The organism is Cupriavidus sp. 05N38 (genome assembly GCF_056397345.1).
Map to the genome: position 1 here is coordinate 1 of NZ_JBFTNF010000055.1, position 23,561 is coordinate 23,561.

At 65.1% G+C, this 23,561-nt stretch carries 20 protein-coding genes; 3 read left to right on the forward strand and 17 right to left on the reverse strand.

The genetic code is table 11. The features are described from left to right. Positions 1 to 231: 231 nt before the first annotated feature. From AC1DK4_RS30205 to AC1DK4_RS30215, 3 genes are all read left to right on the forward strand, one after another. Entirely contained in the window at positions 232 to 1,161 is a 930-nt protein-coding gene (locus tag AC1DK4_RS30205) for a LysR family transcriptional regulator (protein WP_441622373.1), read from the forward strand. A gap of 441 nt (positions 1,162 to 1,602) precedes the next feature. Continuing rightward, positions 1,603 to 2,496 (forward strand): LysR family transcriptional regulator, encoded by an 894-nt coding sequence (locus AC1DK4_RS30210; RefSeq protein ID WP_441622283.1) that lies wholly within the window; start codon positions 1,603 to 1,605, stop codon positions 2,494 to 2,496. A 169-nt stretch (positions 2,497 to 2,665) separates the two neighbouring features. After that, complete coding sequence (locus AC1DK4_RS30215) at positions 2,666 to 3,913, forward strand: Bcr/CflA family multidrug efflux MFS transporter (protein WP_441622285.1); 1,248 nt, start codon at positions 2,666 to 2,668, stop codon at positions 3,911 to 3,913. Between the two features lie 187 nt (positions 3,914 to 4,100). Here the strand turns inward: AC1DK4_RS30215 and AC1DK4_RS30220 are convergent, their stop codons facing one another. From AC1DK4_RS30220 to AC1DK4_RS30300, 17 genes are all read right to left on the reverse strand, one after another. Continuing rightward, positions 4,101 to 4,994, reverse strand: coding sequence for a LysR family transcriptional regulator (locus tag AC1DK4_RS30220; RefSeq protein WP_441622287.1), 894 nt, complete (start codon positions 4,992 to 4,994; stop codon positions 4,101 to 4,103). Between the two features lie 79 nt (positions 4,995 to 5,073). Further along, positions 5,074 to 6,090 (reverse strand): zinc-dependent alcohol dehydrogenase family protein, encoded by a 1,017-nt coding sequence (locus tag AC1DK4_RS30225; protein WP_441622289.1) that lies wholly within the window; start codon positions 6,088 to 6,090, stop codon positions 5,074 to 5,076. Between the two features lie 59 nt (positions 6,091 to 6,149). Continuing rightward, entirely contained in the window at positions 6,150 to 6,557 is a 408-nt protein-coding gene (locus AC1DK4_RS30230; RefSeq protein WP_441622291.1) for a (R)-mandelonitrile lyase, read from the reverse strand. A 180-nt stretch (positions 6,558 to 6,737) separates the two neighbouring features. Then, positions 6,738 to 7,463 carry an alpha/beta fold hydrolase gene (locus AC1DK4_RS30235; protein ID WP_441622293.1) on the reverse strand — a complete coding sequence of 242 codons (726 nt, stop codon included), beginning with the start codon at positions 7,461 to 7,463 and terminating at the stop codon, positions 6,738 to 6,740. A 137-nt stretch (positions 7,464 to 7,600) separates the two neighbouring features. Continuing rightward, the gene (locus AC1DK4_RS30240; protein WP_441622295.1) at positions 7,601 to 9,691 is read right to left on the reverse strand and encodes an acetate--CoA ligase family protein; all 2,091 of its coding nucleotides are present in this window, start codon (positions 9,689 to 9,691) and stop codon (positions 7,601 to 7,603) included. Between the two features lie 2 nt (positions 9,692 to 9,693). Next, positions 9,694 to 10,635, reverse strand: a complete 942-nt coding sequence (locus AC1DK4_RS30245; RefSeq protein WP_441643562.1) for a Bug family tripartite tricarboxylate transporter substrate binding protein — start codon at positions 10,633 to 10,635, stop codon at positions 9,694 to 9,696. Between the two features lie 89 nt (positions 10,636 to 10,724). Then, on the reverse strand, positions 10,725 to 11,882 hold the full coding sequence (locus AC1DK4_RS30250; RefSeq protein WP_441622299.1) for an acyl-CoA dehydrogenase family protein: 1,158 nt from the start codon (positions 11,880 to 11,882) through the stop codon (positions 10,725 to 10,727). A gap of 142 nt (positions 11,883 to 12,024) precedes the next feature. Continuing rightward, the gene (gene gcvA, locus AC1DK4_RS30255; RefSeq protein WP_441622301.1) at positions 12,025 to 12,942 is read right to left on the reverse strand and encodes a transcriptional regulator GcvA; all 918 of its coding nucleotides are present in this window, start codon (positions 12,940 to 12,942) and stop codon (positions 12,025 to 12,027) included. Positions 12,943 to 13,184: 242 nt separating this feature from the next. Further along, positions 13,185 to 14,315, reverse strand: a complete 1,131-nt coding sequence (locus AC1DK4_RS30260; RefSeq protein WP_441622303.1) for an acyl-CoA dehydrogenase family protein — start codon at positions 14,313 to 14,315, stop codon at positions 13,185 to 13,187. Positions 14,316 to 14,325: 10 nt separating this feature from the next. Next, the gene (locus AC1DK4_RS30265) at positions 14,326 to 15,501 is read right to left on the reverse strand and encodes an acyl-CoA dehydrogenase family protein (protein WP_441622305.1); all 1,176 of its coding nucleotides are present in this window, start codon (positions 15,499 to 15,501) and stop codon (positions 14,326 to 14,328) included. Positions 15,502 to 15,559: 58 nt separating this feature from the next. After that, positions 15,560 to 15,727: a hypothetical protein gene (locus tag AC1DK4_RS30270; RefSeq protein WP_441622307.1), complete on the reverse strand. Its 168-nt coding sequence runs from the start codon at positions 15,725 to 15,727 to the stop codon at positions 15,560 to 15,562. A gap of 10 nt (positions 15,728 to 15,737) precedes the next feature. Then, positions 15,738 to 16,736, reverse strand: coding sequence for a Bug family tripartite tricarboxylate transporter substrate binding protein (locus AC1DK4_RS30275; protein WP_441622308.1), 999 nt, complete (start codon positions 16,734 to 16,736; stop codon positions 15,738 to 15,740). Positions 16,737 to 16,772: 36 nt separating this feature from the next. Next, positions 16,773 to 18,293, reverse strand: coding sequence for an AMP-binding protein (locus AC1DK4_RS30280; RefSeq protein ID WP_441622310.1), 1,521 nt, complete (start codon positions 18,291 to 18,293; stop codon positions 16,773 to 16,775). Between the two features lie 42 nt (positions 18,294 to 18,335). Then, a complete protein-coding gene (locus AC1DK4_RS30285; protein ID WP_477131968.1) occupies positions 18,336 to 19,382 on the reverse strand; it encodes an acyl-CoA dehydrogenase family protein in 1,047 nt (348 codons plus the stop codon). After that, positions 19,379 to 20,539 (reverse strand): acyl-CoA dehydrogenase family protein, encoded by a 1,161-nt coding sequence (locus AC1DK4_RS30290; RefSeq protein ID WP_477131969.1) that lies wholly within the window; start codon positions 20,537 to 20,539, stop codon positions 19,379 to 19,381. Before AC1DK4_RS30290 ends, AC1DK4_RS30285 begins: the two co-directional genes overlap by 4 nt. An 18-nt stretch (positions 20,540 to 20,557) precedes the next feature. Further along, entirely contained in the window at positions 20,558 to 22,018 is a 1,461-nt protein-coding gene (locus AC1DK4_RS30295) for an aldehyde dehydrogenase family protein (protein WP_441622316.1), read from the reverse strand. Then, positions 22,015 to 23,559, reverse strand: a complete 1,545-nt coding sequence (locus AC1DK4_RS30300; RefSeq protein ID WP_441643564.1) for a class I adenylate-forming enzyme family protein — start codon at positions 23,557 to 23,559, stop codon at positions 22,015 to 22,017. The genes AC1DK4_RS30295 and AC1DK4_RS30300 overlap by 4 nt, the downstream gene beginning before the upstream one ends. Positions 23,560 to 23,561 lie beyond the last annotated feature (2 nt).

Sequence of the window (23,561 nt, forward strand, 5' to 3'; positions counted from 1 at the left end):
TGGCGCCGCCTTTCGCAACCATAGTGGGACCATAGTGGGCGTTGGGAGCCGTTGCCAGGCGCAGGCTCGCTCGACGAGATGGCCCAGGTGGTCGTCACGCTCCTGGAGCCGTACCTACAGCCTGATAATTATTAAATCTATTTACGGGATGTTGTACTAGAGCGCCATCCCGCCTACTCGCTGCGCCGTGAAGCCATCGAATCCGCACGACGAAAGGATGACAGAGTGAATGTGACACCCCGCCAACTCCGGATCTTCCTGGCCCTTGCCAAGTCGCTCAACTTCAGCCGCACGGCCGAGCAGTTCTTCGTGACGCAACCATCGCTGCGCAAGGCCGTGAAGGACCTGGAGGATGCGCTGGGCGTCGTTCTGTTCGAGCGCTCGACGCGCTCGGTGCGCCTGACGCCGGTCGGCGAGCGCATGACCTCGCTGGCAAGGCGCGTCGTAGGCGAATTCGACAGCGGCCTTCAACGCCTGCAGAGCCTGACCGACCTGGAGGCCCACCATATGGCCATCGCCGCTATCTCATCGCTGGCGAACACCGTGCTTCCGGGCGTGTGCGCCAAACTGGAGAGCCGCTTCGCCGGGACACGCTTCACCATCTACGACGGCACCAACGCCTCCACGATCCAGCGCCTGATCAACTACCAGGTGGATTTCGCCCTGGCCTCCGCCGCCCCCTCGCACCCCGAACTGGAGTACGAGGAAATCATGCGCGACCGTTTTGCCCTTCTGGCACCAGCAGCATGGAAAAAGATGGTGCGGCCAGTCATGCGCATGGAAGAGCTTCCCGAACTGCCGCTCATCAGCGGCACCGACGCAAGCACCGCCAAGGAGTACGTGAACGCGGCCTTCCTGCAGCGAGGCATCGTCTTCCGGCCGAAGCTCTCGTTTGACCAGGTGGCCACCGCAGCGGGGTTCGTGCGCCAAGAGGTGGGAATCGCGATCCAACCCTACCTGGGCATCATGCCGTTGCTGGATTTGCGGGGCATGCGCCTCTGCCAGATCGAGGATGGCCCGATCCGATCCGTCGGCATCGTCAGGCGCAAGGGCTCATCCTTGTCGCCCATCATCGAGCAAGCCGTGGCAGAAGTGCGCGCGGCGGCCAAGCAATTAGTGCAGCAGCTTCCGGCCTGGATTCATCCGCCCGCGGCTTCGTGAGCGGTTCTCCTGAAGCGACGGCCTTCGACCATGATATCCCGCGGAGCCCACGCATGCGTCGTCATGCTCGGCGGCGATGGAAAAACACGGTTTCTCAACAGGAATCAATTGCGGGGCCGCCGATCTACCGCGAGCGAGGCGGAAGGCACAGCGGTCCGATTGTGTCCGGTAGCAATGTGGCACAGCCACAGCCATTGAGAAAAGGCACTGAATGCGCAGGCACTCATACTGCGGGTCGACGCTCGCAACGCGCCAAGGTGATGTATGGGACAAAATTCGTGAAAGGGTGCTACGAGGCATCGCCCACGCAAGACAGCGAGGGTATTGCACCACTGTCTGCCAACCCGGCCAGCCGCTTGGCGTCGGGACTACTTTTGTAGGACCAGATCGGGAACTGCCGGATACCATACGCACGGATACGAACCTGAGCCAAAGGCCCGCATGGCAAGAGAAGACATCAATGATTTGCTCGCTTTCGTCCATGTTGCGCGCGAGGGCAGCTTTACGCGCGCGGCGGCGAAGCTGGACGTGACACCGTCCGCGTTGAGCCATGCAGTGCGGGGACTCGAAGCCCGGCTTGGCGTCAAGCTGCTGGTCAGCACGACGCGCAATGTCTCGACCACCGAAGCCGGCGCGCGCTTGTTCGCCAGCGTCGCGCCACGGTTCGACAACATCGACGCCGAGTTGTCCGCGATTGGCGAGTTCCGGGACAAGCCGGCCGGCACGATCCGGATCAATTCGGCCGAACACGCCGCCAACAGCGTGTTGTGGCCAAAGCTGTTGGAGGGCCTGAAGGACTATCCCGACATCCACGTCGAGATTACGGTCGATTACTCGCTGGCGGACATCGTGTCGCAGCGCTACGATGCAGGCGTTCGCATTGGCGATCAGGTGGCGAAGGACATGATTGCCGTGCGTATCGGCCCAGACCAGCGCATGGCCGTGGTCGGCTCCCCGGCCTATTTTTCCGGACGCAAGCAGCCGAAGCATCCACAGGATCTGTCCGCACACGACTGCATCAATCTCCGGCTGCCAACCTACGGTAGCCTGCTGCAGTGGGAATTTGCCAAGGGCAAGCACAGTCTCAAGGCGCGCGTGAACGGGCGCTGGACCTTCAATAGCAGTTCGCCAATGTTGCGCGCGGCGCTGGCCGGGCAAGGCCTGGGCTATGTGCCTGAAGGCATGGCGCTGGAGCATATCGCCAACGGCAGCCTGATCCGCGTGCTCGACGACTGGTGCCAGCCTTATCCCGGCTACTACCTCTACTATCCCAGCCGCCGGCAATCGTCCCGCGCACTCGCCATCGTGGTCGAGGCGTTGCGGCATCGGCGCTGATTCCGTTCGGTGATGGCGTCCGGGGGCGGCCAAACTGGACGCCATTCATGAATCTGGCTCAAGATCACATGCGCCGTTGCTGTCTTAATCTGCGGCTCGGCAGTCCGTAGCATTGGGGTAACCAAAAACGCCCAGTTTGGGGGCAAACCCGCCCCTGCTTTCAGAACGCATGATCCCGCCCCAGTCACCGACCGCCCCGACCCACGCCGCACAGCCCGAGGCAACGCTGCGGCTGATGCTGATCCTCAGCGCGCTGATGTCGTTCGCATCTATCTCGACGGACATGTACCTGCCCGCGCTGCCGACCATCAGCCGGATGATGCATGCGAACCCGGCCAGCCTCCAACTGACGTTCTCCGCATTCCTGATCGGGTTCAGCATTGGCCAACTGATCTGGGGCCCCGTCGGAGACCGTCATGGCAGGCGACTGCCCATTGCACTCGGCCTGGTCCTGTTCACTATTGGTTCGGCCGGATGCGCAATGTCAACGAGCGTTTGGCAGATGATGGGATGGCGGGTGGTCCAGGCCCTCGGCGCCTGTGTCGGGCCGGTGCTGTCACGTGCCATGGTCCGCGATCTGTACGCGCGCGACGATGCGGCGCGCGTCCTGTCGACGCTGATCCTGATCATGGGCGTGGCGCCGCTGCTGGGCCCCTTGCTCGGTAGCCAGATCCTGGCGTGGTGGTCCTGGCAAGGCATCTTCTGGAGCCTTGCCATCGTGGGCCTGCTGACGATGTTTGCATTGCGGGCATTGCCGGAAACGCTGCCGCCCGCCCGCCGGACGACCACGCCGATGCGCCATGTCGTGCGGGACTACCTCGCGCTCGTCAGCGACCCGCGGCTGATCGGCTATGCCTTCTCGGGCGGATTCTTCTATGCCGGGGCCTATACGTTTATTGTCGCGACGCCGTTTGCCTACATCGACTATTACCATGTCACCCCTCGGGCTTACGGCCTGCTGTTCGGCGTGAACATCATTGGGATGATGGCGGCCAATTTTGTCAACGCACGCCTGCTGAAGACACTTGGAAGCGAGCGCCTCTTTCACCTGGGCACCTGGGTCCTGGCGATTTCGGGTGTGGTCCTTGCGCTGGACGCCCGCTTCGGCTGGGGCGGTCTGACCGGCCTGGTCCTGCCTATCTTCGTGTACATGTCCATGAACGGCTTTATCGTCGCCAACTCGGTGGCCGGCGCGCTTGCCGCGTTTCCGCACAAGGCTGGCTCGGCATCGTCGGTAGTCGGCGCCATGCACTACGGCAGCGGCATCCTGAGTGCCGCCATGGTTGGCTGGTTTTCGGACGGCACCCCCTGGACCATGGCATGGATCATGGGTGCGGCCGGCATCGGCAGCCTGGCTACGTCACTGCTCTCGCGGCACCTCGCCGCGCAAAGGGCGGGGGCGTCGTGCCCGACATAGTCATTGACGGGCCGGCATGAACGTCTCCGACGCCAGTTTTGCCAACGGAACCATCCGGGCGAACGGCCGCAGCCGCTCCCTGGCATCGTTGGCCGGCAAGGACGGCATCGTTGCGCAAGACCACATCGAGTTCGGCGATCTGGCGCGGCGATTCCAGCAATCGACGGCCGATGCGCCCGTCGACCGTTCACACGTTCTCGCGCAGCGCCTCCACCAGCACGGCAAGCGCGCGCGACGAGTGTCGGCTATTGGGGTAGTAAAGGTGATAGCCCGGAAAGACCGGCGACCAGTCTGCCAGCACCCGCACCAGCTGGCCCTGCGCAATGGCCGTATCCACGGCGCTCAGTGGCACATAGCCGATCCCGAATCCGGCCAGACATGTCGCAACGATCTGCGCGACATTGTCGAGCACGAGCTGGCCATTCACCCGCACCTGCAATGAACGCCTCCCCTTCTTGAATTCCCACGCATACAGGCCACCTTGCGTCGGCAAGCGCAGGTTGATACAGCAATGCCCGGTCAGCTCCTGTGGAGCCGCAGGTTGCGGCCGCGTCGCAAAGTATCCTGGGGTGGCGACCACCGCCATTGGCATATCCGGGCCGATGCGTACGGCGGTCATGTCCTTGGCCACTTGGTCGCCCGGCCGAATCCCTGCATCGAACCGGTTCGCCACAATGTCGGTCAGCCCGTAGTCAATGCAGACCTCGATACGGATGTCCGGATACCGCGGCAGCACGTCCACCAGTCTTGGCCACAACACCGTATTGGCCGCATGCTCGGTCGCGGTGATGCGCAGCGTTCCGGCGGGCTTGTCGCGCAACTCACCCACGTTCGATAACTCCGCCTCGATCTCTTCAAACTGCGGCGCAACGGACTGAAGCAAGCGTTCGCCCGGCGCCGTGGTCGACACGCTGCGCGTCGTACGTGTCAGCAAACGCACGCCAAGGCGGGATTCCAGAGACCGGATCGAATGGCTGAGCGCCGACTGCGAGACGCCCAGCTGCCCCGCGGCGCGCGTGAAGCTGTGCTCCCTTGCGACAGCAATGAAGGCCAGCAGATCATTGAAGTTTTCGCGTGGCATTCACGAATCCAGCTCAAGAAGATGTGTGGATTCTATCGGCTAGTTGTCTCACATCCAAGCCGATGCAGTGGTGGCACAGTCAGGGCTGCAGCAGCACCTTGATCGCCCGGCGCTCGTCCATCGCCTTGTAGCCCTCGGCCACCTCGGCGAGCGGCAGCTTCAAGTCGAACACCTTGCCCGGCTCGATCTTGCGCTGGAGCACGAGATCGATGAGGTCTGGCAGATAGCGCCGCACCGGGGCGGGACCGCCATGCAGCCGCGTCTGGGTGAAGAACAGCCGCTGGCCTTCCAGCTCGACGCCATGCGGCACCCCGACATAGCCAACCGATCCGCCCGGCCGTGTGGCATCGATGGCTTGCATCATCGCTTCGCGCGTCCCGACGCATTCCAGGACTGAATCCGCCCCGATACCATGAGTCATTTCCTTGATCCGCTGCACACCGGCATCGCCGCGTTCCGTGATGATGTCGGTCGCACCGAACTCCAGCGCAAGGTCCTGGCGCGTCTTGTGGCGGCTCATCGCAATGATGCGCCCGGCGCCCATCTGCCTGGCGGCCAGCACGCCCATCAGCCCAACGGCACCGTCGCCAACCACGACTACCGTAGAGCCCGGCCGCACGTTTGCCGCGTCCGCCGCATACCAACCGGTTCCCAGCACATCCGACACCGCTAGCAGGCTCGGTATCAGATCCTCGGGCGGCAGCTCCGCCGTCGCGATCAGCGTGCCATCGGCCAGCGGCACGCGCGCGCGCGGCGCCTGCGCACCGCTCATGAATTCGCGCTGCTGGCATGAGGACTGATATCCGAAGCGGCAATGTGGGCATGTGTTGTCGGAAAGGCAGAACGAACCGACCACAAACTGACCCGGACGCACCGACGTGACCTCGCTGCCGACCTCCTCGACGATGCCGCAATACTCGTGCCCCATCGCCTGCGGTTCCGTGACCTCGTTGAGCCCGCGATACGGCCAAAGATCAGAACCGCAGATGCAGCTCGCCGACAGGCGGATGACGGCGTCGGTTGGTTTCAGAATCCGCGGCTCCGGGCGCTCTTCGTAGCGCACGTCGCGCGGGCCATAGAGAACGGTGCCAAGCATAGCTATGTTCCTCGTTGATGTGATGTCACCCACTCGACATGCTATCGAGCGGTCCCCTGTCAGGCGCTCCCCTCGTACTGCTCGGCGCAAACTTGTTCCATCCAGTCCACTACCTTGCCATCGAGAGACTCCGCGATGGCGATGTGCGTCATGCTCGTGGCCGCCGTCGCGCCGTGCCAATGCTTGGTGGATGGAGGGATCCAGACCAGATCCCCGGAGCGGATCGTCTGGACCGGCGCGCCCCATTGCTGCACGAGGCCCGTGCCTGCCGTGACAAGCAGCGTCTGGCCGAGTGGATGGCTATGCCATGCAGTGCGTGCTCCCGGCCCGAAGATCACTGTCGCACCGCCGACGCGCGCCGGCGCTTCCGCCTGAAAAAGGGAATCGATTCGTACGCTACCGGTAAAGAATTCCTCCGGCCCGTCCTTTGATGGTTGTGAGCCGATCGGTGTCACTTTGATCATCATTACTCCTGGTGTGCCGGCGCGAGTCATGCTCGCCATCAGACTGCGCTACGGAAGCGACCGGCATTGATCCACGAAGGTTACCGTGGCAGGAGAGTTGGAACTAGCCGGGAATATCGGCAAGTTGTCGTGAATTCTATTCATGAATCCTGGCGCCCCACGCCGCCCGTCCCGACCGCTGCTTCAGGCGCGCGAAAACCATCGCGACAATAGCTGGTTGACTTCGAGCGGGCGTTCATACTGGACCCAATGCCCCGCTCCGGGTACCACGCACCAGTCGCGATGCGATACTCCGCTGGCGAGTTGCTGTGCGGCCTCGACCGCCTGCGCAGTGACATCGTGCTCGCCCCACATCAGTAGCGTCGGGCCACTGAAACTCGATAGCGCATCGCGCAGCAGCGGCTTTCTGGAAAGCGCCTTGCTATGGAACCGGGTGGCCTTGCACATGCGCTCATGCAGATCCATGGCAAGTGCGTCGATGCTGCCCTGGTCGTGCAGCATGAGCGCGCCCAGGTTGTGCCTGAGCGCAGCGAGCATCTGGCCGCGGTCGTCCGTGCGCCAGTTGACCATTTCCGCCCCCTGGCGCCGGGGGCCGCCATGGCCGGCGGAGCCCAGCAATGCCAGCCGCTCGACATTGGGCATGCTTGCCGCCATGTGAGCCGCAACGACCCCGCCAAAGGAAAAGCCTGCAAGCCCGAACCTGCTGGTGCGACCCAGTAAATCGTCGAGGCTGCCTGCCACTGTGCCGACCAGCCGCGCAAGGCGGTCGGTGGCGTGCGGATCGCCGTCGAGGGTGCCGGAGTCGCCAAAGCCGGGTAGGTCGGGCAGCCACAGCGTATGCTCCCTGCCTAGCGCCTCGATATTCCTGATCCAGTGCATCCAGCTACCATGCCCGCCATGGATCAGCACCAGCGGCGAACCTTGCCCGAACTGCCGCCACACGACCTGCGCGCCGCCGCACTGGACCCGGTGAACCACGGCCATGGCATCGAGCCGGCTGAGCAGGTCATCGGTCCCTGGCCTGTTGCAAGCGGGCGATGCCCTTGTCACCACTTCAGCACCAGTGCATCTACCGCCAGTACCCCGTGGCCTTCCGGGAACACCATGAGCGGATTCACTTCCGCCTCGGCAATCCGCAGGTCCGGCTTCACTGCGAGCTGCGAGAGTGCGGAAACGGCCCTGGCGAGGGCTTCCAGGTCCCCCCGCTGTTTACCCCGCAAACCCGAGACTGTTTTCAGCGCCTTCACCTCGGTAATCATTTCACGCGCTACCTCGACGCTGACCGGCGCGAGCCGGATACTGCGGTCACGCGCGACTTCGGCCCAGATGCCACCGGCCGCCAGCATCACGATCGGACCCGCTTCGGCATCGACGCGGTAGCCTACGAGCACTTCCGTCAGACCCTTGCTCATCGGCTGCACCAGGACTTCATCGCAGCGCTTGCCCGGCGCGCGCTCCGCCAGGTTCTGTCGCAGCGTCGCCAGTGCCGCGTCAAGCTGGGCGTGGTCCTGAATACCGAGCACCACGCCGCCGACTTCGGTCTTGTGCGGAATCTCTTCCGAGCATACCTTCGCTACGACCGGGAAATCGAACGGAAGCCGGCCTGCCGGCCCGGCCAACGGCAGCGTGACTGCAGGTGCATGCGGCACACCGACCTCGTCCAGGATGCCGTATGCCTGCGCCTCGTTCAGCGGCGTTGCCGATACCGCTGGCGCAACGCCAGCCGTGGGCTGCACCCCCGGTAACCTGCGGGCAAGCACGGACGCAATTGCATCCGCGCAGGCCTCCGGCGACCGGAAGCACGGCACGCCTGCCTTGGTCAGCGACGCAAGCGCTTCGGGCGCGTCCGGCACCAGCATTGCCGCGAGCGGCTTGCGGCTCGCCGCGCTGTCGGTGATCGGCTTGACTGCGAGCTGGGGCTGGAAGCGAGCAGAGGAGCCCACCACCGCCAGCACCACGTCAAACTCGGGGGCGTCAAACATAATGTCGAGGGCACCTTTCATGACGCCATAGTTCGTGCCGGCCAGGGTCAGATCCAGCACGCGGCCGGCGGAGACAGCGATTCCGGCTGCTTCGAGCCTGGCCAGCGTGGCCGGCGATGCCGGCTCTACCACCACGTCGCGGATGCCAAGTTGGTCGACCACCATGGCTGCGCCGCCGCCCGTCGTGGTGACGACCCCGACGCGCCGCCGCGGGGCACCCTCGGCTTCAAGCGGAATGCGCCTGGCCAGCGGGAACGCTTCAAGCAGCGCTTCGATAACGCCAACGCGGGCAATGCCCAGATCCTTCAGGAAGGCATCGGCAATGTCGTCTTCGCCCGCCAGCGCGCCGGTGTGGGTGGCAGCCATTTCAGCGGCTGCAGCTGAGCGCCCCAGCTTGTAGGCAATCACCGGCTTGCCCCGTTTGGCCGCCTCCAGCGCAAAGGCTCGCAATTTGTCACCGTGGCGCAGGCTTTCCAGGAACAGCAAATAGCCTTCGATACCCGGATCGTCCAGGGTTGCGGCACAGATCTCGCCGACACAGAGATCAGCCTCGCCGCCAACCGATACCAGGCCGGCGAAGCCCACGCCACGTGCCTTGCCCCGTGAGACCAGCGCGCCAATCATGCTGCCGCTGTGGGATGCCACGAAGACCTTCCCGCGCGGCAGCTCCGGCTCGGCAAACGCGGCATTCGCGGTGAGCACGAGCCCCGCCTCCGGATTGATTACGCCAAGACTGCTTGGCCCCAGCACGCGGACCCCGGTGGCGCGGCTCAGTTCGCGCAGCGCTTCCTCCCGTGCGGCGCCATCCGGCCCGGATTCCGAGAACCCGCTCGCCAGGATGGTGACGACCTTGACGCCAAGACGCGCGCATTCGCGCACCGCATCCAGCACCGTGTCGGTCGGCGTCAGGATAAAGACATGCTCCGGAACCTCCGGCAGCGCGGCCAGGCTCTGATATGCGGTCTCGCCCTGGACAGTCTGCCGGTTCGGATTGACCGGGTAGACCTTCCCTGCGTATCCCGCGGCACGCAAGAACTTCAGGGGCCGCCCTGCAGTCTTCGCAGCATCGTCCGAGGCACCGAACAGTGCGACGCTGCGGGGGGCCAGCAGAGCTTGGGCGAGTGCATGATCAGGTTGGTTCGAAGCGGTATTCATGTTTAGTCCAACGTTACTTTCACTGTCTTGAAGGTCTTGGCCATGTGCTCGACATCCTTGTCGATATAGGCCTTGAACTCACTCGATGTATTGCCCACCAGCACAGCCCCTTGCGGCTGCAGGTTGTCCCGCATTTCCGTGGTCCCGACCGCCTTGATGACAGCCTGCTGCAGCTTCTCGACGATAGGTCGCGGCGTACCAGCCGGGGCGAACAGGCCGCTCCAGGAATCCACTTCGAGTCCGGGCACACCGGCTTCCGCCATGGTTGGCACGTTGGGCAGCAGCGCCAGCCGCTTCGGCGCCGTCACCGCGATGGGACGGAATTGCCCGGCCTTGAGATACGGCATCGCGGAGACCGAGGTCATGAATGCCATGGAAACATTGCCTGCGATCAGGTCGGTAATCACGCCCGACGCGCCCTTGTAGGGGACATGGATCATGTTGATGCCGGCGTGTTGTTTTAGCATTTCCCCGGCCAGGTGCTGGGTGCCGCCAGTCCCGGTCGAGGCAAACGACAGCTTCCCCGGTTGCTTCTTGGCGAGCGCGATCAGTTCCGCAACCGTATGCACAGGCAAGGTCGGGCTCACTGCCAGGATCGCAGGTGCCGACATGACCTGCGAGATCGGCTCAAAGCTCTTGCGGACGTCCCACTTCAGATTCTTGTAGACGAATCCGTTCGAGGCGATCGGCGCTGCAGCAAACAGCAGCGTATAGCCGTCGGCCTTGGCGCCGGCGACCTGGTCTGAGGCGATATTGGAGCCGGCGCCGGGCTTGTTCTCCACCACGAACGGCTGCCCGAACGTAGTCTGCAATTGCTTGGCCAGCAGCCTCGCAACCACATCGGTAGGGCCGCCTGCCTGATAGCCAACGACCACGCGCACAGGCCGGTTCGGATACTCAGATGCGGGGTCCGCGCTGGCGCCGCCGCTTCCCAGTGCCAGCACCAGCGAAGCCAGCGAGAGCGCTGGGGCGCGGCTTAGTCTTGCAAACATGGTTGTCTCCGGTTCGATTTTGATTATGGGGTGCGGGCGCGTCAGCCAGCCTTGGGGGGGCGCTGCGAGAACGAACGCTCGAACACGCCTTCGGCAATCCGGTTCTTCAGCATTTCAATCGAGCCGCCGGCGATCATCCAGCCGCGGATCCGGCGCAGGCAGTATTCGACAATCGACTCCTGGCTGTAGCCCATACCACCCATTACTTGCAGCGCTTCGTTGGCGACATCCCATCCGGCCTGGTTGCAAGCCAGTTTCGCCATGGCCGTGCTATGCGCCGAAGGCAGGCCATGCTCACCCTCCATGGCGGCGCGGTACAGCAGCAGTTGCGCGGATTCCAGCTTCAATGCCATTTCGGCAAACTTCCACTGGATCCCCTGGAATTCGCACAGTTCGCGACCAAATTGCTTGCGAATCCTGGCGTGCTCCCGGGCGACGTTGAAGCAGTGGCGGCCCAGCGCCAGCGATCGCGACGAATTGCCGAGACGTTCAACGTTGAAGCCGGAAATCTGTCGCTTGAAGCCGCCTTCACCAAGCAAGAGGTTGTTGGCCGGAATGCGGCAGTCCTCGAAATAGAGCTGGCACCACGCTTCGCCGCTCATGAATTTCGACGGCTCACCCACCTGAAAGCCCGGCGCGCCGCGCTCCACCAGCACCGAGCCAATCCCGCCGACGCCCGGACCAAAGCGCACGTAGATCAGGAACAACTCTGCCTCGGGACTGTGCGTCGAGAAGATCTTGCTGCCGTTGATCACATAGTGATCGCCGTCACGCCTTGCCGAGGTCTTCAGTTCCGTGACGGCCGAGCCGGCTTCCGGTTCGGTCATGCCGAGCGCAATGAGCTTTTTCCCTGCCAGCAGGTCAGGCAGGAAACGCGCCTTCTGCTCCGCCGTTGCGTACTCCACGAAGGTGCGGATTGGACCGAAGTTGCCCGCCTGCACGATATCCGCGCTCTTGGGACACACCAGGGCCACTTCCTGGATCGCGATCACGGCGTGCATCAAGGTGCCGCCTTGTCCGCCATCTTCCTCAGGGAACGCGATGCCAAGCAAGCCCTGTTCTGCCAGCATTTGTGCGGCATCCCAGGGATATTGGGCGGAATGGGCACGTTCGAGTGCACCGGGGGCTAGCTTGTCCTGGGCGAAACGCCGCACCGATTCCGCAAACGCCTGGTGCTCTTCGCTGAGTTCAAAGTTCATGTCTGCCTCGCTTATCTGGACTGTTGACTGTTGTCAGGATCGTCCATCGGAGCAGCGTTGTGAACTTCGCGTTTGGCACCCAGCCAGAACAAAATGTAATGTCAGCTAACCTGTGTCGCCCATGRCGCCATGCGTCGAGGGCTCACCGGTCGTTCGCCCGGCCGGCCTCCATCGCGACCGTTTCAAGAAGCCAGTCGCGAAACACAGCGATCTTTCTGGCCTCACGCTGCACCTTCGGGCGTACCAGGTAGTAGGCCTTCTCACCGCGGTAGGGCAGCGCGAAGGGACGTACCAGCCGCCCTGCCTCAATCTCGGCTTTCAGCATGGCAATCTGGCCGATGGCAATGCCCAACCCGTCAAGCGTCGCCTGCCAGGTAAGAACCGAACTGCCGAAGCTCATTCGCTCGGTGCCTGTCGCGGCTTCGGCCATCCCGGCAAATATCAACCAGTCGTCCCAGTCGTTGCGGCGATAGTGGGAAACCAGCAGGCGGTGGTGCAGTAGCGATTCCAGCTTCCCCCGCGGTCCACGATGCCCCTTCAGGTAATCCGGCGTGCACACCGGCTCGATCTCGTCGGGAAAAAGAAAGTCGCTGTTTACTCGTGGCCAGCGTCCGTCACCAAATTGGATAGCCAGATCCGCGGGATCACGGTCAAAGTCCACATCGGGCGTGGCGTTGTCTATGCGCACCTCGATGCTAGGATGCTGTCGACGAAAATCGTGCAGCCGCGGAATTAGCCACTTTGCAGCGAAGGTGGTATAGGTTCGCACGCGCAAGGCGCCCTGCGAGGTACTGCCCAGCAAACGGGCCGTCGCGCCGGCGATGGCATCGAAGGCAGGAACGACTTCCTCGGCATAGTCTTTCCCCATCCGGGTCAGCGTGACGCCGTGACGCTCCCGCCGGAACAGTTCGACGCCCAGGTAGGTCTCCAGCACGGCGATCTGGCGGCTAACCGCCGATTGCGAGACATGCAACTCCTGCGCCGCCAGCGTCAGGTTCTGGGTCCGCGCAACGACCTCGAACACGCGCAAGGGATTCAGGGGGGGAATGCGTCGCGCCATGCGGCCATTGTCATGAGGAATGACTTTTTATTATATCTGAACGCATGCCCCCCAGCGCTCGCATGCCGGCCTGGCTCGCCAGTGCCCGCCCTTTGGCAAGTGCCGGATCCTTCAGAGAAGGATCTGTGCGCCTTCTCCTCGGTGTACGGCTAGAGTTCATCTAGCCCCCGCTCGCGGCCAAACGGTGGACATGGCGCCAGCCTACCCCTCCTTTGCCAACCGCGCCGCTGCGAGGTGCAGCCTCAACGGCGTCCCAGCTTCACGTAGCGTGCCAGGTGGTAGTCCTCGTCGCCCAGCGCGTGGTCGGTCATGACGAGGCCCTTGGCAAGGTGCGAAAGTGGCAGCTCCCACGTCATGCCGATACCGCCGTGCATCTGAATGCACTCCTCGGCCACGCGCGTGCCCACGCGGCCGAGCGTGACCTTGGCGGCCGACAGAGCCCGCTCGCGCTCGATGCGCCCAGCCTGGAGCGCGTTGGCCGCATTGATGACGCTCGAGCGCGACTGCGCGATGCCCAGCCAGAGGTCGACCATGCGGTGCTGCAATGCCTGGTTGCTGCCGATAGGTGCGCCGAACTGCTTGCGCGTGCGCAGGTAGTCGAGTGTCCTCGCATTGGCGGCCTCCATCGCGCCGAGTGCCTGTGCACACAGCGCCAGCACACCATGCCCCAGGGTGCGCTCGATGGCGTCGAAGGCCTCGCCCTCGATGCCGATCAGCGCCCCGTCGGAAAGGCGCACGCCGTCGAGCACAAGATCGGCACCGCGCCCCCCGTCCACAAGTGCATAGCCGCGCAACTCCAGCCCCGCAGTGTCCGCCGGCAACACGAAGAGCGACAGGCCCGCCATCTCGTCGTCGTTGCCCGCGGTGCGCGCCGAGACGATGAAGAAGCCGGCCTGTTCGCCGTGACGAACCACCGCCTTGGCACCGTCGAGCACCCAATGCCCTTTGACACGGCGCGCCCGCGTCGCCACGCGCGCGTGCTCGTACCGCGAACCAGGCTCGCCGTGTGCGAAAGCCGCCAGGACGCGACCGCCGAGGATGTCGGCCAGCAAGTCGCGATGCGCACCGCTGCTGTTTAGCGCGAGGGCCGTGCCGCTCATCAGCGTAGCCAGGAACGGTTCGAGCACCAGTCCGCCGCCAATGGTCTCAAACACCACCGCGATGTCAAAGCCACTGCCGCCGAAGCCACCATCGATTTCCTCGAAGAGTGCGCCGACCGCGCCCAGTTCGACGAAGCGCTGCCACAGCGCTGCGCTGTAGCCCTCGGCCGATGCGGCGATGCGCTCGCGCCGCTCGAAGCTGTACTGCTCCGCGATGAAGCGGCGCAGCGTGTCGGCCAGCATCCTCCGCTCGTCGGTCAGTTCGAAGTTCATTCGCCCTCCTTCACAGGTGCAGCATCGTCTTGGCGATGATGTCGCGCTGAATCTCGTTGGAGCCGCCGAAGATCGACAGCTTGCGGTTGTTGAGGTATTGCGCGCTCGCGGTCGCGGCCTCCACCGGCCCACCCGCCAGGGCCTGCGCATCGCCCAACTGCGGCTGCGCGTATGGCCCGACGGCGCGCCGGATGAGCGAGGCCAGTTCCTGCCGGATCTCGCTACCCAGAATCTTCAGCGCGGAGCTTTCCGGTCCCGGCGCGCCACCGTTCGCGACCGCGGCAGTGACGCGCAGATTGGTCGTCTTGAGGTTCTCCAGGTCGATCTCGACGCGCGCCATGCGTGCCGCGAAGGCCGGGTCGTGGCCCAGCGGCTGGCCGTTGCTCATGACCTTGGCCGCTACCGCCTTCAGGCGCTGAAGCGCCACGACCGAGAAGCCGATACCCGCGTTGCGCTCATGCGTGAGGAGATACTTGGCGCAGGTCCAGCCGTCGTTCTCCTCACCCACAAGGTTTTCGACCGGCACGCGCACGTCGGTAAAAAACACCTCGTTGACTTCATGCTCGCCATCCAGCGTGACGATCGGCCGCACCTGGACGCCGGGCGAAGTCATGTCGATCAACAGGAAGCTGATGCCGGCCTGCTTGCGCTTCTCCCTGGCGGTGCGCACCAGGCAGAAGATCATGTTGGCGTGCTGCGCCAACGTGGTCCATGTCTTCTGGCCGTTGACGATGTAGTGGTCGCCGGAGCGCACGGCCGTGGTCGTCAGTGACGCCAGGTCCGACCCCGCTCCGGGCTCGGAATAACCCTGGCACCACCAGTCGGAGCCGTCGAGGATGCGCGGCAACCAGTGCTTCTTCTGTGCCTCGGTGCCATACCGGATCAGCACCGGCCCGAGCATGATCAGGCCGAACGGCACGGTGCGCGGCGCATCGGCCAACGCGCATTCGTACTCGAAGATGTAGCGCAGGACCGCGTTCCAGCCCGGCCCGCCGTGCTCGCGCGGCCAGTGGCTCGCGAGCCAGCCGCGCGACTGCAGGATGGCGTGCCACTGCTGCATCTCGGCTTTGCCCAGCGTCCGGCCCTCGGCCACCTTGGTGCTTAGCGAGGCGGGCAGCCGCTCCGCGAGGAAGGCGCGCACCTCGGCCCGGAAGGCCTCTTCGGCGGTAGTGAAGTTCAAGTCCATCGCAAGCCTCGGAATATTTCAAAGAGCCCGGCCGCACCCATGCCGCCGGAGCACATGGTCACCACCGCATACTTCGCCCTGCGGCGCCGTCTTTCGAGCAGCACGTGACCAGCCAGGCGCGCACCGCGTGGGCGGCCAGTGCCGGACCGGGCGTGATGTTGAACTCGCCGCGAAACGACCTGGTGAGCGGCGTGCGGGCAGTGGCGACGATAACGGCTTCGCGCATGACCTTGGCCTCATTCCAGCGCGATGCCGCCGATGCGCTGGATCAGTTGACCCCACACCTGCGTGTCCTGTTGCACTGTCTTTGCGAAACCGGCGGCGGACGGGCCGCCTATCTCGTAGCCAACCTGCGCGAGTGCGGAGCGCATGTCCGCGGTCTTCATCACGCTCCCAAAGTCGGCCACGAGCGCATCGACCAGCGGCTTGGACATATTGGCCGGCCCGAAAATGCCGAGCCAGCCGACCAGCGGGCCGAGCGTGGGATAACCGGCCTCGGAAAAGGTCGGAACAGTGGGATATGCCGTGATTCGCCGTGTGCCGGTGATGGACAGGCCGCGCAGTCGGCCGCCCGGCTGCAGGAAAGCGGCGGATGAACCGATGTCGCAGAACACTGCGCTCACCTGCCCGCCGATCAGGTCATTGATGGCAGCGGCACAGCCCTTGTAAGGCACGTGGACCAGGTCGACGCCAGCCTCGTGCTTGAAGACCTCGCCGATCAGGTGGCCGAGCGTGCCGTTGCCATAGGAGCCATAGCTCAGCGTGCCGGGCCTGGCCTTGGCCGCGGCGACGAAGTCGGCGAGATCTTTCGCCGGGCTCTCGGCCTTGACCAGCATCACCAGCGGCGTGACACCGATCTGTGTGATCGGCGTGAGATCCCTGGTCGCGTCGTAGGGCATCTTCTTCATCAGATGCGGCAGCACCGTGATGGTGGAGCCCGCGGCCAGAATCAGCGAACTGCCATCCGGCGCCGACTTGACGATGTTGTCCACGCCGAGCATGCCCGATGCGCCTGGCCGGTTCTCCACGATCACCGGCTGTCCGACTGCGGGCGCCACCTTGGCCGCCAGGCGGCGCGCAATGGTGTCGATGCCACCACCCGGCGGCACCGTGACGACGATGCGGACCGGCTTGCCCGGCGTCGGGGTGGCCGTGGCAGCTTGCGCCCAGATGGGCGGCTGCAGGGCGAGCGCGCCGGCCAGGCACAGCGCGGCCTTGATCCTGATTTTCTTCATGCTTGTCTCCTTCTGTTGTCCCCGGCAAAGTCGAACTCAGATTCGACGGGCTTGATCGCGCCAGTAAGGCTCGCGCAGCAGGCGCTTGAAGATCTTTCCCGTGTCCTCTCGTGGCAGCGCCGCGTGGAAGTCGATGACGCGCGGTACCTTGAAGTTGGCGACGTGCTCGCGCAGGAAGGCCTTGATCCCGCTCGCATCGAGCCGCGCGCCGGGCCGCAGTTGCACCGCCGCCGCGACGGCCTCGCCGTACTCGTCGTCGGGGATGCCGAAGACCGCGCAGTCGGCCACCCCGGGCATGCCCTGCAGCACGGCTTCGACCTCGGCAGGGTAGATGTTGACGCCGCCCGAGATGATCATGTCGGTGCGGCGGTCGCAGATGTACAGAAAGCCCCGTGTGTCGAGGTAGCCCACATCGCCGAGCCCCACCAGGCCATCCATTTCCATCGCGTCGCGCGCTGCCTGGTTGTTGACGTAGGTAAAGTCGGGCAGCGCGGGCTGGCGCACGTAGATGGCACCGACCTGACCGGCCAGCAGCGGTTGGCCCTCATCATCGAGGATGCGCAGCTTCGCCGGCCCTAGCGCCCGGCCGACCGAGCCGGGGTTCTCCAGCCAGGTGGGCGAATCGATGAAGGTGACATAGCCGGTCTCGCTGGCGCCATAGGCCTCGGTGATCACCGGGCCGAACCACTCGATCATCCTGCGCTTCACCTCCGGCGCGCACGGCGAGCCCGTGGACGCCACGTGGCGCAGCGTGGCGACGCTGTGGCGCACACGCTCCGCATCGCCGAGCGCGAGAAGCCGGCGGTACATGGTGGGCACCAGGTAGGCGTGCGTCACCGCGTGTTGCTCGATGAGCTGGAGCGTGCGCAGCGCGTCGAAGGCCGGCTCCAGGATCAGCGTGGCACCAGCGTCGCAGGCCTGTACCAGGTACTGCGTCGACGCGCTGTGGTAGATCGGCGCGCAGAGCATAGCGGTCACCCCGGGCGCCATGCCCGAGGCGATGCGCCCGATGCGGCGCGACTCCTGCTCCAGCTCTTCGCGCACTTCGGGAGACAGCGCCAGGCGCCGCACGCCCTTGGGCTTGCCGGTGGTGCCTGAAGTGTATTGCACCGAACCGAAATGCAGGCGCGGCCGCGGTGCCATCGGCGGTGCACCGACGCCGAAGGTGGCCCACGACGCAGCGCGCCCCGAGACATCGGGCAGTGGCTTCGCTTCGTCGGCCGACACGCTCACGATGGCGACGCGCTCGGGCACGCCCGCGATCACCTGGGCGATCAGGTCGTCGTGGACGAAGAGCAGGCCGGCCCCGCTGTCCTCCAGCATGAACGCTGCCTCCGGCGCCTTGCAATGCCAGTTGAGCGACACGAAGTACACGCCAGCACGCCGGCAGGCCAGGATCAGCGCAGCATAGGCCGGGCAGTTGCGCATCATCACGGCCACGGTCTGTCCGTGCTGCACGCCGGCTGCCTGCAGGCCGGCGCTCACGCGCTCGACCTCGGCTTCCATCCACTCGGGCGTGAAAACCCGCCCTGAAAAAATGATCTTGGGGTAGCTCACTTTGTTGTCTCCTTTTTCTTCTCGCCGAGGGATGAGATGGCGTCAACCGGTCCGCGCCGTCGGGGCAAGTTGCGCGAACGCGTCCTCCGCATGGCGCGCGCCGACGGTCAGAGCCCGCCGCAGGTACAAGCCCGCGTCGTGCTCGTCGGCGAAGCCGATCGCGCCGTGGAACTGCACCACCTCCTTGGTGACACGCAGCGCAGCCGCGGCGGCGCGGTGCACGCTCRCAGCCGCAGCCCAAGCCTCGCGCCCGCCGCCGAAGGCGCGCGCCGATTCGTGCACCAGCGCGCGCGTGGCCTTGAGGTCCACGTAGCAAGCGGTGGCACGGTGCTGCAGTGCCTGGAAGCTGCCGATGGGCACGCCGAACTGCCGGCGCAGGCACAGGTAGTCGAGGGCAAGGCGCAGCGCCGCGTCCATCAGGCCGCAGAGGTAGGCGGCGTCGCCCAGCCACAGCAGGTGCCTACCGCTCTGCCATGCCGCCTGCCCGACCGAGCCCGACAGCACACGCGGCGCGTCGCTCCAGGCGGCGTGATCGATGGATAGGTCGGCGAGCCGGCTGCCGTCTACCGCGGCGCGGGTGTTGCAAACTATTCCAGGCAGGCCCCTGCGCAACAGCCGCACCTCGAAATCACGACCCTCGCCTAGTGCCACCAGCCACTGGTTGGCGGCGTCACCGTCCGGCACCAGCGGCGCCCTGACCGTGGCATCCGTCCCGACCGCAGCGGCCGCAAACGCGACGTGCCCCGCGCCCATCATCAGCGTCTGCAACGCCTCCTCGGCGGCGCCCTGGCCTTTGGCAAGCAAGAACGCGGCGGCCATGCCCATCGTCAGCGGTGGCGTCATCAGCGCGCGCCCGGCCTCTTCCGCGACCACTGCGGCGGCCGGGGCGTCGAGCGCAAGTCCTCCATTCGCCTCGGGCACCGCGATGCCTAGCCAGCCGAGTCCGGCGATGGCCTTCCACGTGGCCGCCTCCAATGCCGCACCGCCCTCATGCACCTGCCGTGCACGTGCGGTACCGCCGTGCGTGGCCGCGAAGCCCGCGGCGCTCTCGCCAATCATGCGCAGCTGCGCGGCGTGTTCGGCGTTCATGCCTTGCTCCCAGCGACGGGCAGGCCGAGCACCCGCGTCGCGATGATGTTGCGTTGCACTTCGCTGCTGCCGCCATAGATGCCGAGGCGGCGTGCCTGCAGGAACATTTCCGTGGCGTCGAGCAGGTCGTCGCCATGGCGAATGGCGTCGCGCAGTGCGGCGCCCTGGCCCGCCACCCGCTGCACCAAGTCGAGCAGCAGGTGCACGGTGTCGGTAGCGAGCAGCTTGAGATAGGAGCTGTCGGCGGCGACACCCTGCTCCGCGGCTTCGGCGGCTTCGAGATAGGCGGCGACCAGCGTCTCGACCTCCACCTCGGCCAGAGCGGCGGCCTCGTGCACGCTCTCACGCAAACGGCCTTCCGGCGCGGCGCGCAGCATCATGCGCAGGCGCTCCAGCGCGCGCAGCGCCTGGGCCGGGGAGCCGATGCGCAGACGTTCTTCGCTCAGCACCGCGGTCGCCACCTGCCAGCCCTTGTCGATCTCGCCGACCACGTTCTCGATCGGCACCACCACGTCGTCGAAGAACACCTCGRCAAACTCCTCGTCGCCGGCGATGGTGCGGATCGGCCGGCGCCGGATGCCCGGCGTCGTCATGTCGATCAGCACGAAGGTGATGCCGTGCTGCGGCTTGCCGGCGCTGGAGGTGCGCACAAGCGCGAACATCCAGTCGGCGTGGTGGCCCCAGGTGGTCCAGATCTTGTGGCCGGTGATGACCAAGGTATCGCCACGCAGCTCCGCGCGGGTGCGCAAGCTGGCCAGGTCCGAGCCCGAGCCGGGTTCGGAATAACCCTGGCACCAGATCGCGTCGCCAGAGAGGATCGGCGGCAGGTGGCGCCCCTGCTGCGCCGGTGTGCCGCGCGCGATCAGCAACGGGCCGATGTGGTTCAGGCCCTGCGTGGGAAAGTCAGGCGTGCCTGCGCGCGCCATCTCCTCCATGAGGATGACCTGTTGCACCGGGCTGGCCCCCATGCCTCCGTGCGCGCGCGGCCAATGTGGTGCGATCCAGCCGCGCTGGTAAAGAGCCCTGTACCACTGCATGCCTTCTGCGGGCAGCGGCCTGAAGGTCTTGTGACGCAATGCATCGGGTACATGGGCGGCGAGCCATTCGCGCACCTCGTGCCGGAAGGCTGCTTCCGTGGTCGATTCGGGTCTCAGCATTTTGCAATAGCGGCGGCGTCAGAGGCTGCCGATCTCCTGATAGACATGTTTGATTTCGAGGAAGTCGTGCATGCCCTCGGCGCCATGGAGGCGACCGAAGCCGCTTTCCTTATAGCCACCGACCTCGGCCTCCGCGAAGAGCTTGTTATGCGCGTTGATCCACACCGTGCCGCAGCGAAGTTCTCTGGCGATACGATGCGCCCTTACGCTGTCGCGCGACCACACGCTGGCCCCCAGACCGAAGCGCGTGGCATTGGCCAGCGCGAAGCCGGTGCGGTCGTCGTCGAACACCTCCAGCGTCATCAGGGGCGCGAAGTGCTCGGCCTGAACGGCTTCGCTTTGCGGATCGTCGACTTCGACCAGCGTCGGCGAAACAAACGCCCCATGGGCCGGCAGATTAGCCACCGGGCCGCCCCGCACCAGCATGCGATGGCGGTCGGCAAGTTCATCGACAAGGGCGAGGATCCGGTCGCGGTTTGCCATATCGATGACGGCGCCCATTTGGCTGTCCGGCAGATGGCCCGGCCCGACGGGGAAGTGCCGCATCGCCGCGACCATGGTGTCGCGGAAATCGTCATAAATCCTCCTGTGCACCAGGATGCGGCTCGCCGCCGTGCATTGCTGGCCCGACAGGATTGTCCCCGCTTCGAGGATGGCTGGGATAGCAATGGCCAGATCCGCGTCGTCGCACACCACGCAGGGCGCCTTGCCGCCGAGTTCCAGCGACAGACGCTTTAGCTGCGGCGCCGCCGCGGCCATGATGGTCTTGCCAACGGCGGTGCTCCCGGTATAGCTGACCACGTCGACATCAGGCGAGGCGACGAACGCCTGAGACACGTCGCTGCCAGGCTCATGCACAACGTTGATCGTGCCCGGTGGCAGATCCACGGCTTCAGACAGGCGTTGCGCCACGCGATGCATAAAGAGCGCTGTCTGCGGCGCCGCCTTGACCACCACAGTACAACCCGCTGCAAGCGCGGGGGCTAGCGAGCGCACGAAGAGAATCAACGGCGCATTCCAGGGCACGATGATCGCCACTACACCCGCGGCCTCGTGCGTAATCAGCGAGCGCACGCCTGGCATGGGCTCCACCACGCGGCCGGCCGCACTCCGAGCCATACCGGCGTAATAGCGCAGCTCTGACGCAGCCCCCTCGACCTCGCCGGCCGACTCGCGCAGCAACTTGCCGTTCTCCAGTGTGAGTAACCGCGCAAGCGCGGGAGCATCGTTCTCCAGCCGGAAGGCCATGTCGAGCAGTACCCGAGCGCGCAGACGCGGACTGTAGCGCCAGGCCGTGGTATAGAAGACATGCCGGGCTGCGTTGACCGCAGCCTTCGCCTCGGCCGTTCCCCCAGCCGGTGCGCTTCCAATCAGCGAAGCGTCGGCCGGGTTGGTCGAATCGAAGTACGCGCCCGAAGACACCCACTCGCCTCCTATCCAGTGCGACGCCTTTGCATCCAGACGAAGCTCCATGTTCATGTTACCGGCTGTGCCAGCCGCGCAAGCGCGATCTCGCGCAGATCGGCCTTGAGCACTTTGCCAACGCCGTTGCGCGGCAGCGCGTCGACGAAGAAGACATGCCTAGGCTTCTTGTAGCTGGCGATGCGCGACTTGGTATGTTCCTGGATCGCATCCACGCTCAACGCCCTGCCGGGATGCCGCTCGATGAAAGCGGCCACCGCCTCTCCGAAGATGTCATCGGGCACGCCCACCACGGCCGCATCGGCGACGTCGGGGTGCTCCGCCAGCACTTGCTCGACCTCTTTCGTATAGATATTGAAGCCGCCGCTGAGCACCATGTCCTTCTTGCGGTCGACGATATAGAGGTAGCCGTCGGCGTCGAAGCGACCCATATCGCCCGTGTGAACCCAGCCATCGACGATCGTCGCAGCAGTCGCCTCCGGCCGCCCGAAATACCCCTTCATTGTGGTGAACCGACCTGCCTCGCCGGACCGCACCAGAATCTCGCCGACATCATCGACGGAGACCTGCTGGCCCTTCTCGTCAATCAACTTCACCTGCACACCGGGTGTCACGCGACCGACCGACGCAGGGTGCGTGAATTGCTCCTCGTGATTGAGGACCGTGACAGATCCCACCTCCGTCATCGCGAAGAACGAGTGAAGCCGTGCCTTTGGCAGATGATCGATCATCCGGCGCTTGAGTTCCACGGGAAATGCTTCGCCGGTGACGATGATGTGGCGCAGGCTGGCACAGCGCGCGGCCTGCTGTTCGAGCACCGGCATCAACATGCGCGCGACGGTGGGCACCATGCCGGCAGCACTCACCTGCTCGCGCTCGATGATGTTAACCGCCGCCTGGGCGTCAAAGCGCTCCATTACCACCAGCGTGGCACCCAGGCCCATGGAGTTCATCAGGCGCGCAAGGCCCGTGCGATGCGCCAGTGGCGTGGTGACGAGAAACACATCGTCGGCCGTGACACCCCACTCCACCGCGTTGACGAAGGCATTGCCGATCACGAAGTTGGCGTGCGTAAGAATGGCACCCTTGGGCTTCCCGGTCGTGCCCGACGTGTACAGGATCATGGCGTCGTCGGGCGTCAATGCCAACTCGGGCAGCCGTTCGTCGGAACGCGTCAGGAGCGTCTCGAGGGATTCGGCGCCGGCCACGTCGCCACCGACCGACAAGCGCCGAACACCCATGAACTCGGAAGATAGCTCTTCGATCGCCGCCGCGCTCTCGGCGTGAAACACCAACATGCGCGCCTGGCTGTCCTGCGCGAAATAGACCAGCTCGCGTGGCGTGTTGCGCGTGTTCACCGGGATGACGATTGCACCTAGCGTGAACGCCGCATACATGACCTGCACGAACTCGATGCAGTTGGGGAGGTACACGACGATCCGGTCGCCTTGCACCACGCCGGCGCGCCGTAGCCCGGCGGCCAGGGAACGCGAACTGCAGAGCAGATCCTCGTAACTCAACCGCTTATCGCCGACGACCACGGCCGCCTTCGCTGGCGTGCGCAACGCATGCGCCGCCATAAATTGTTCGAGACGCATGG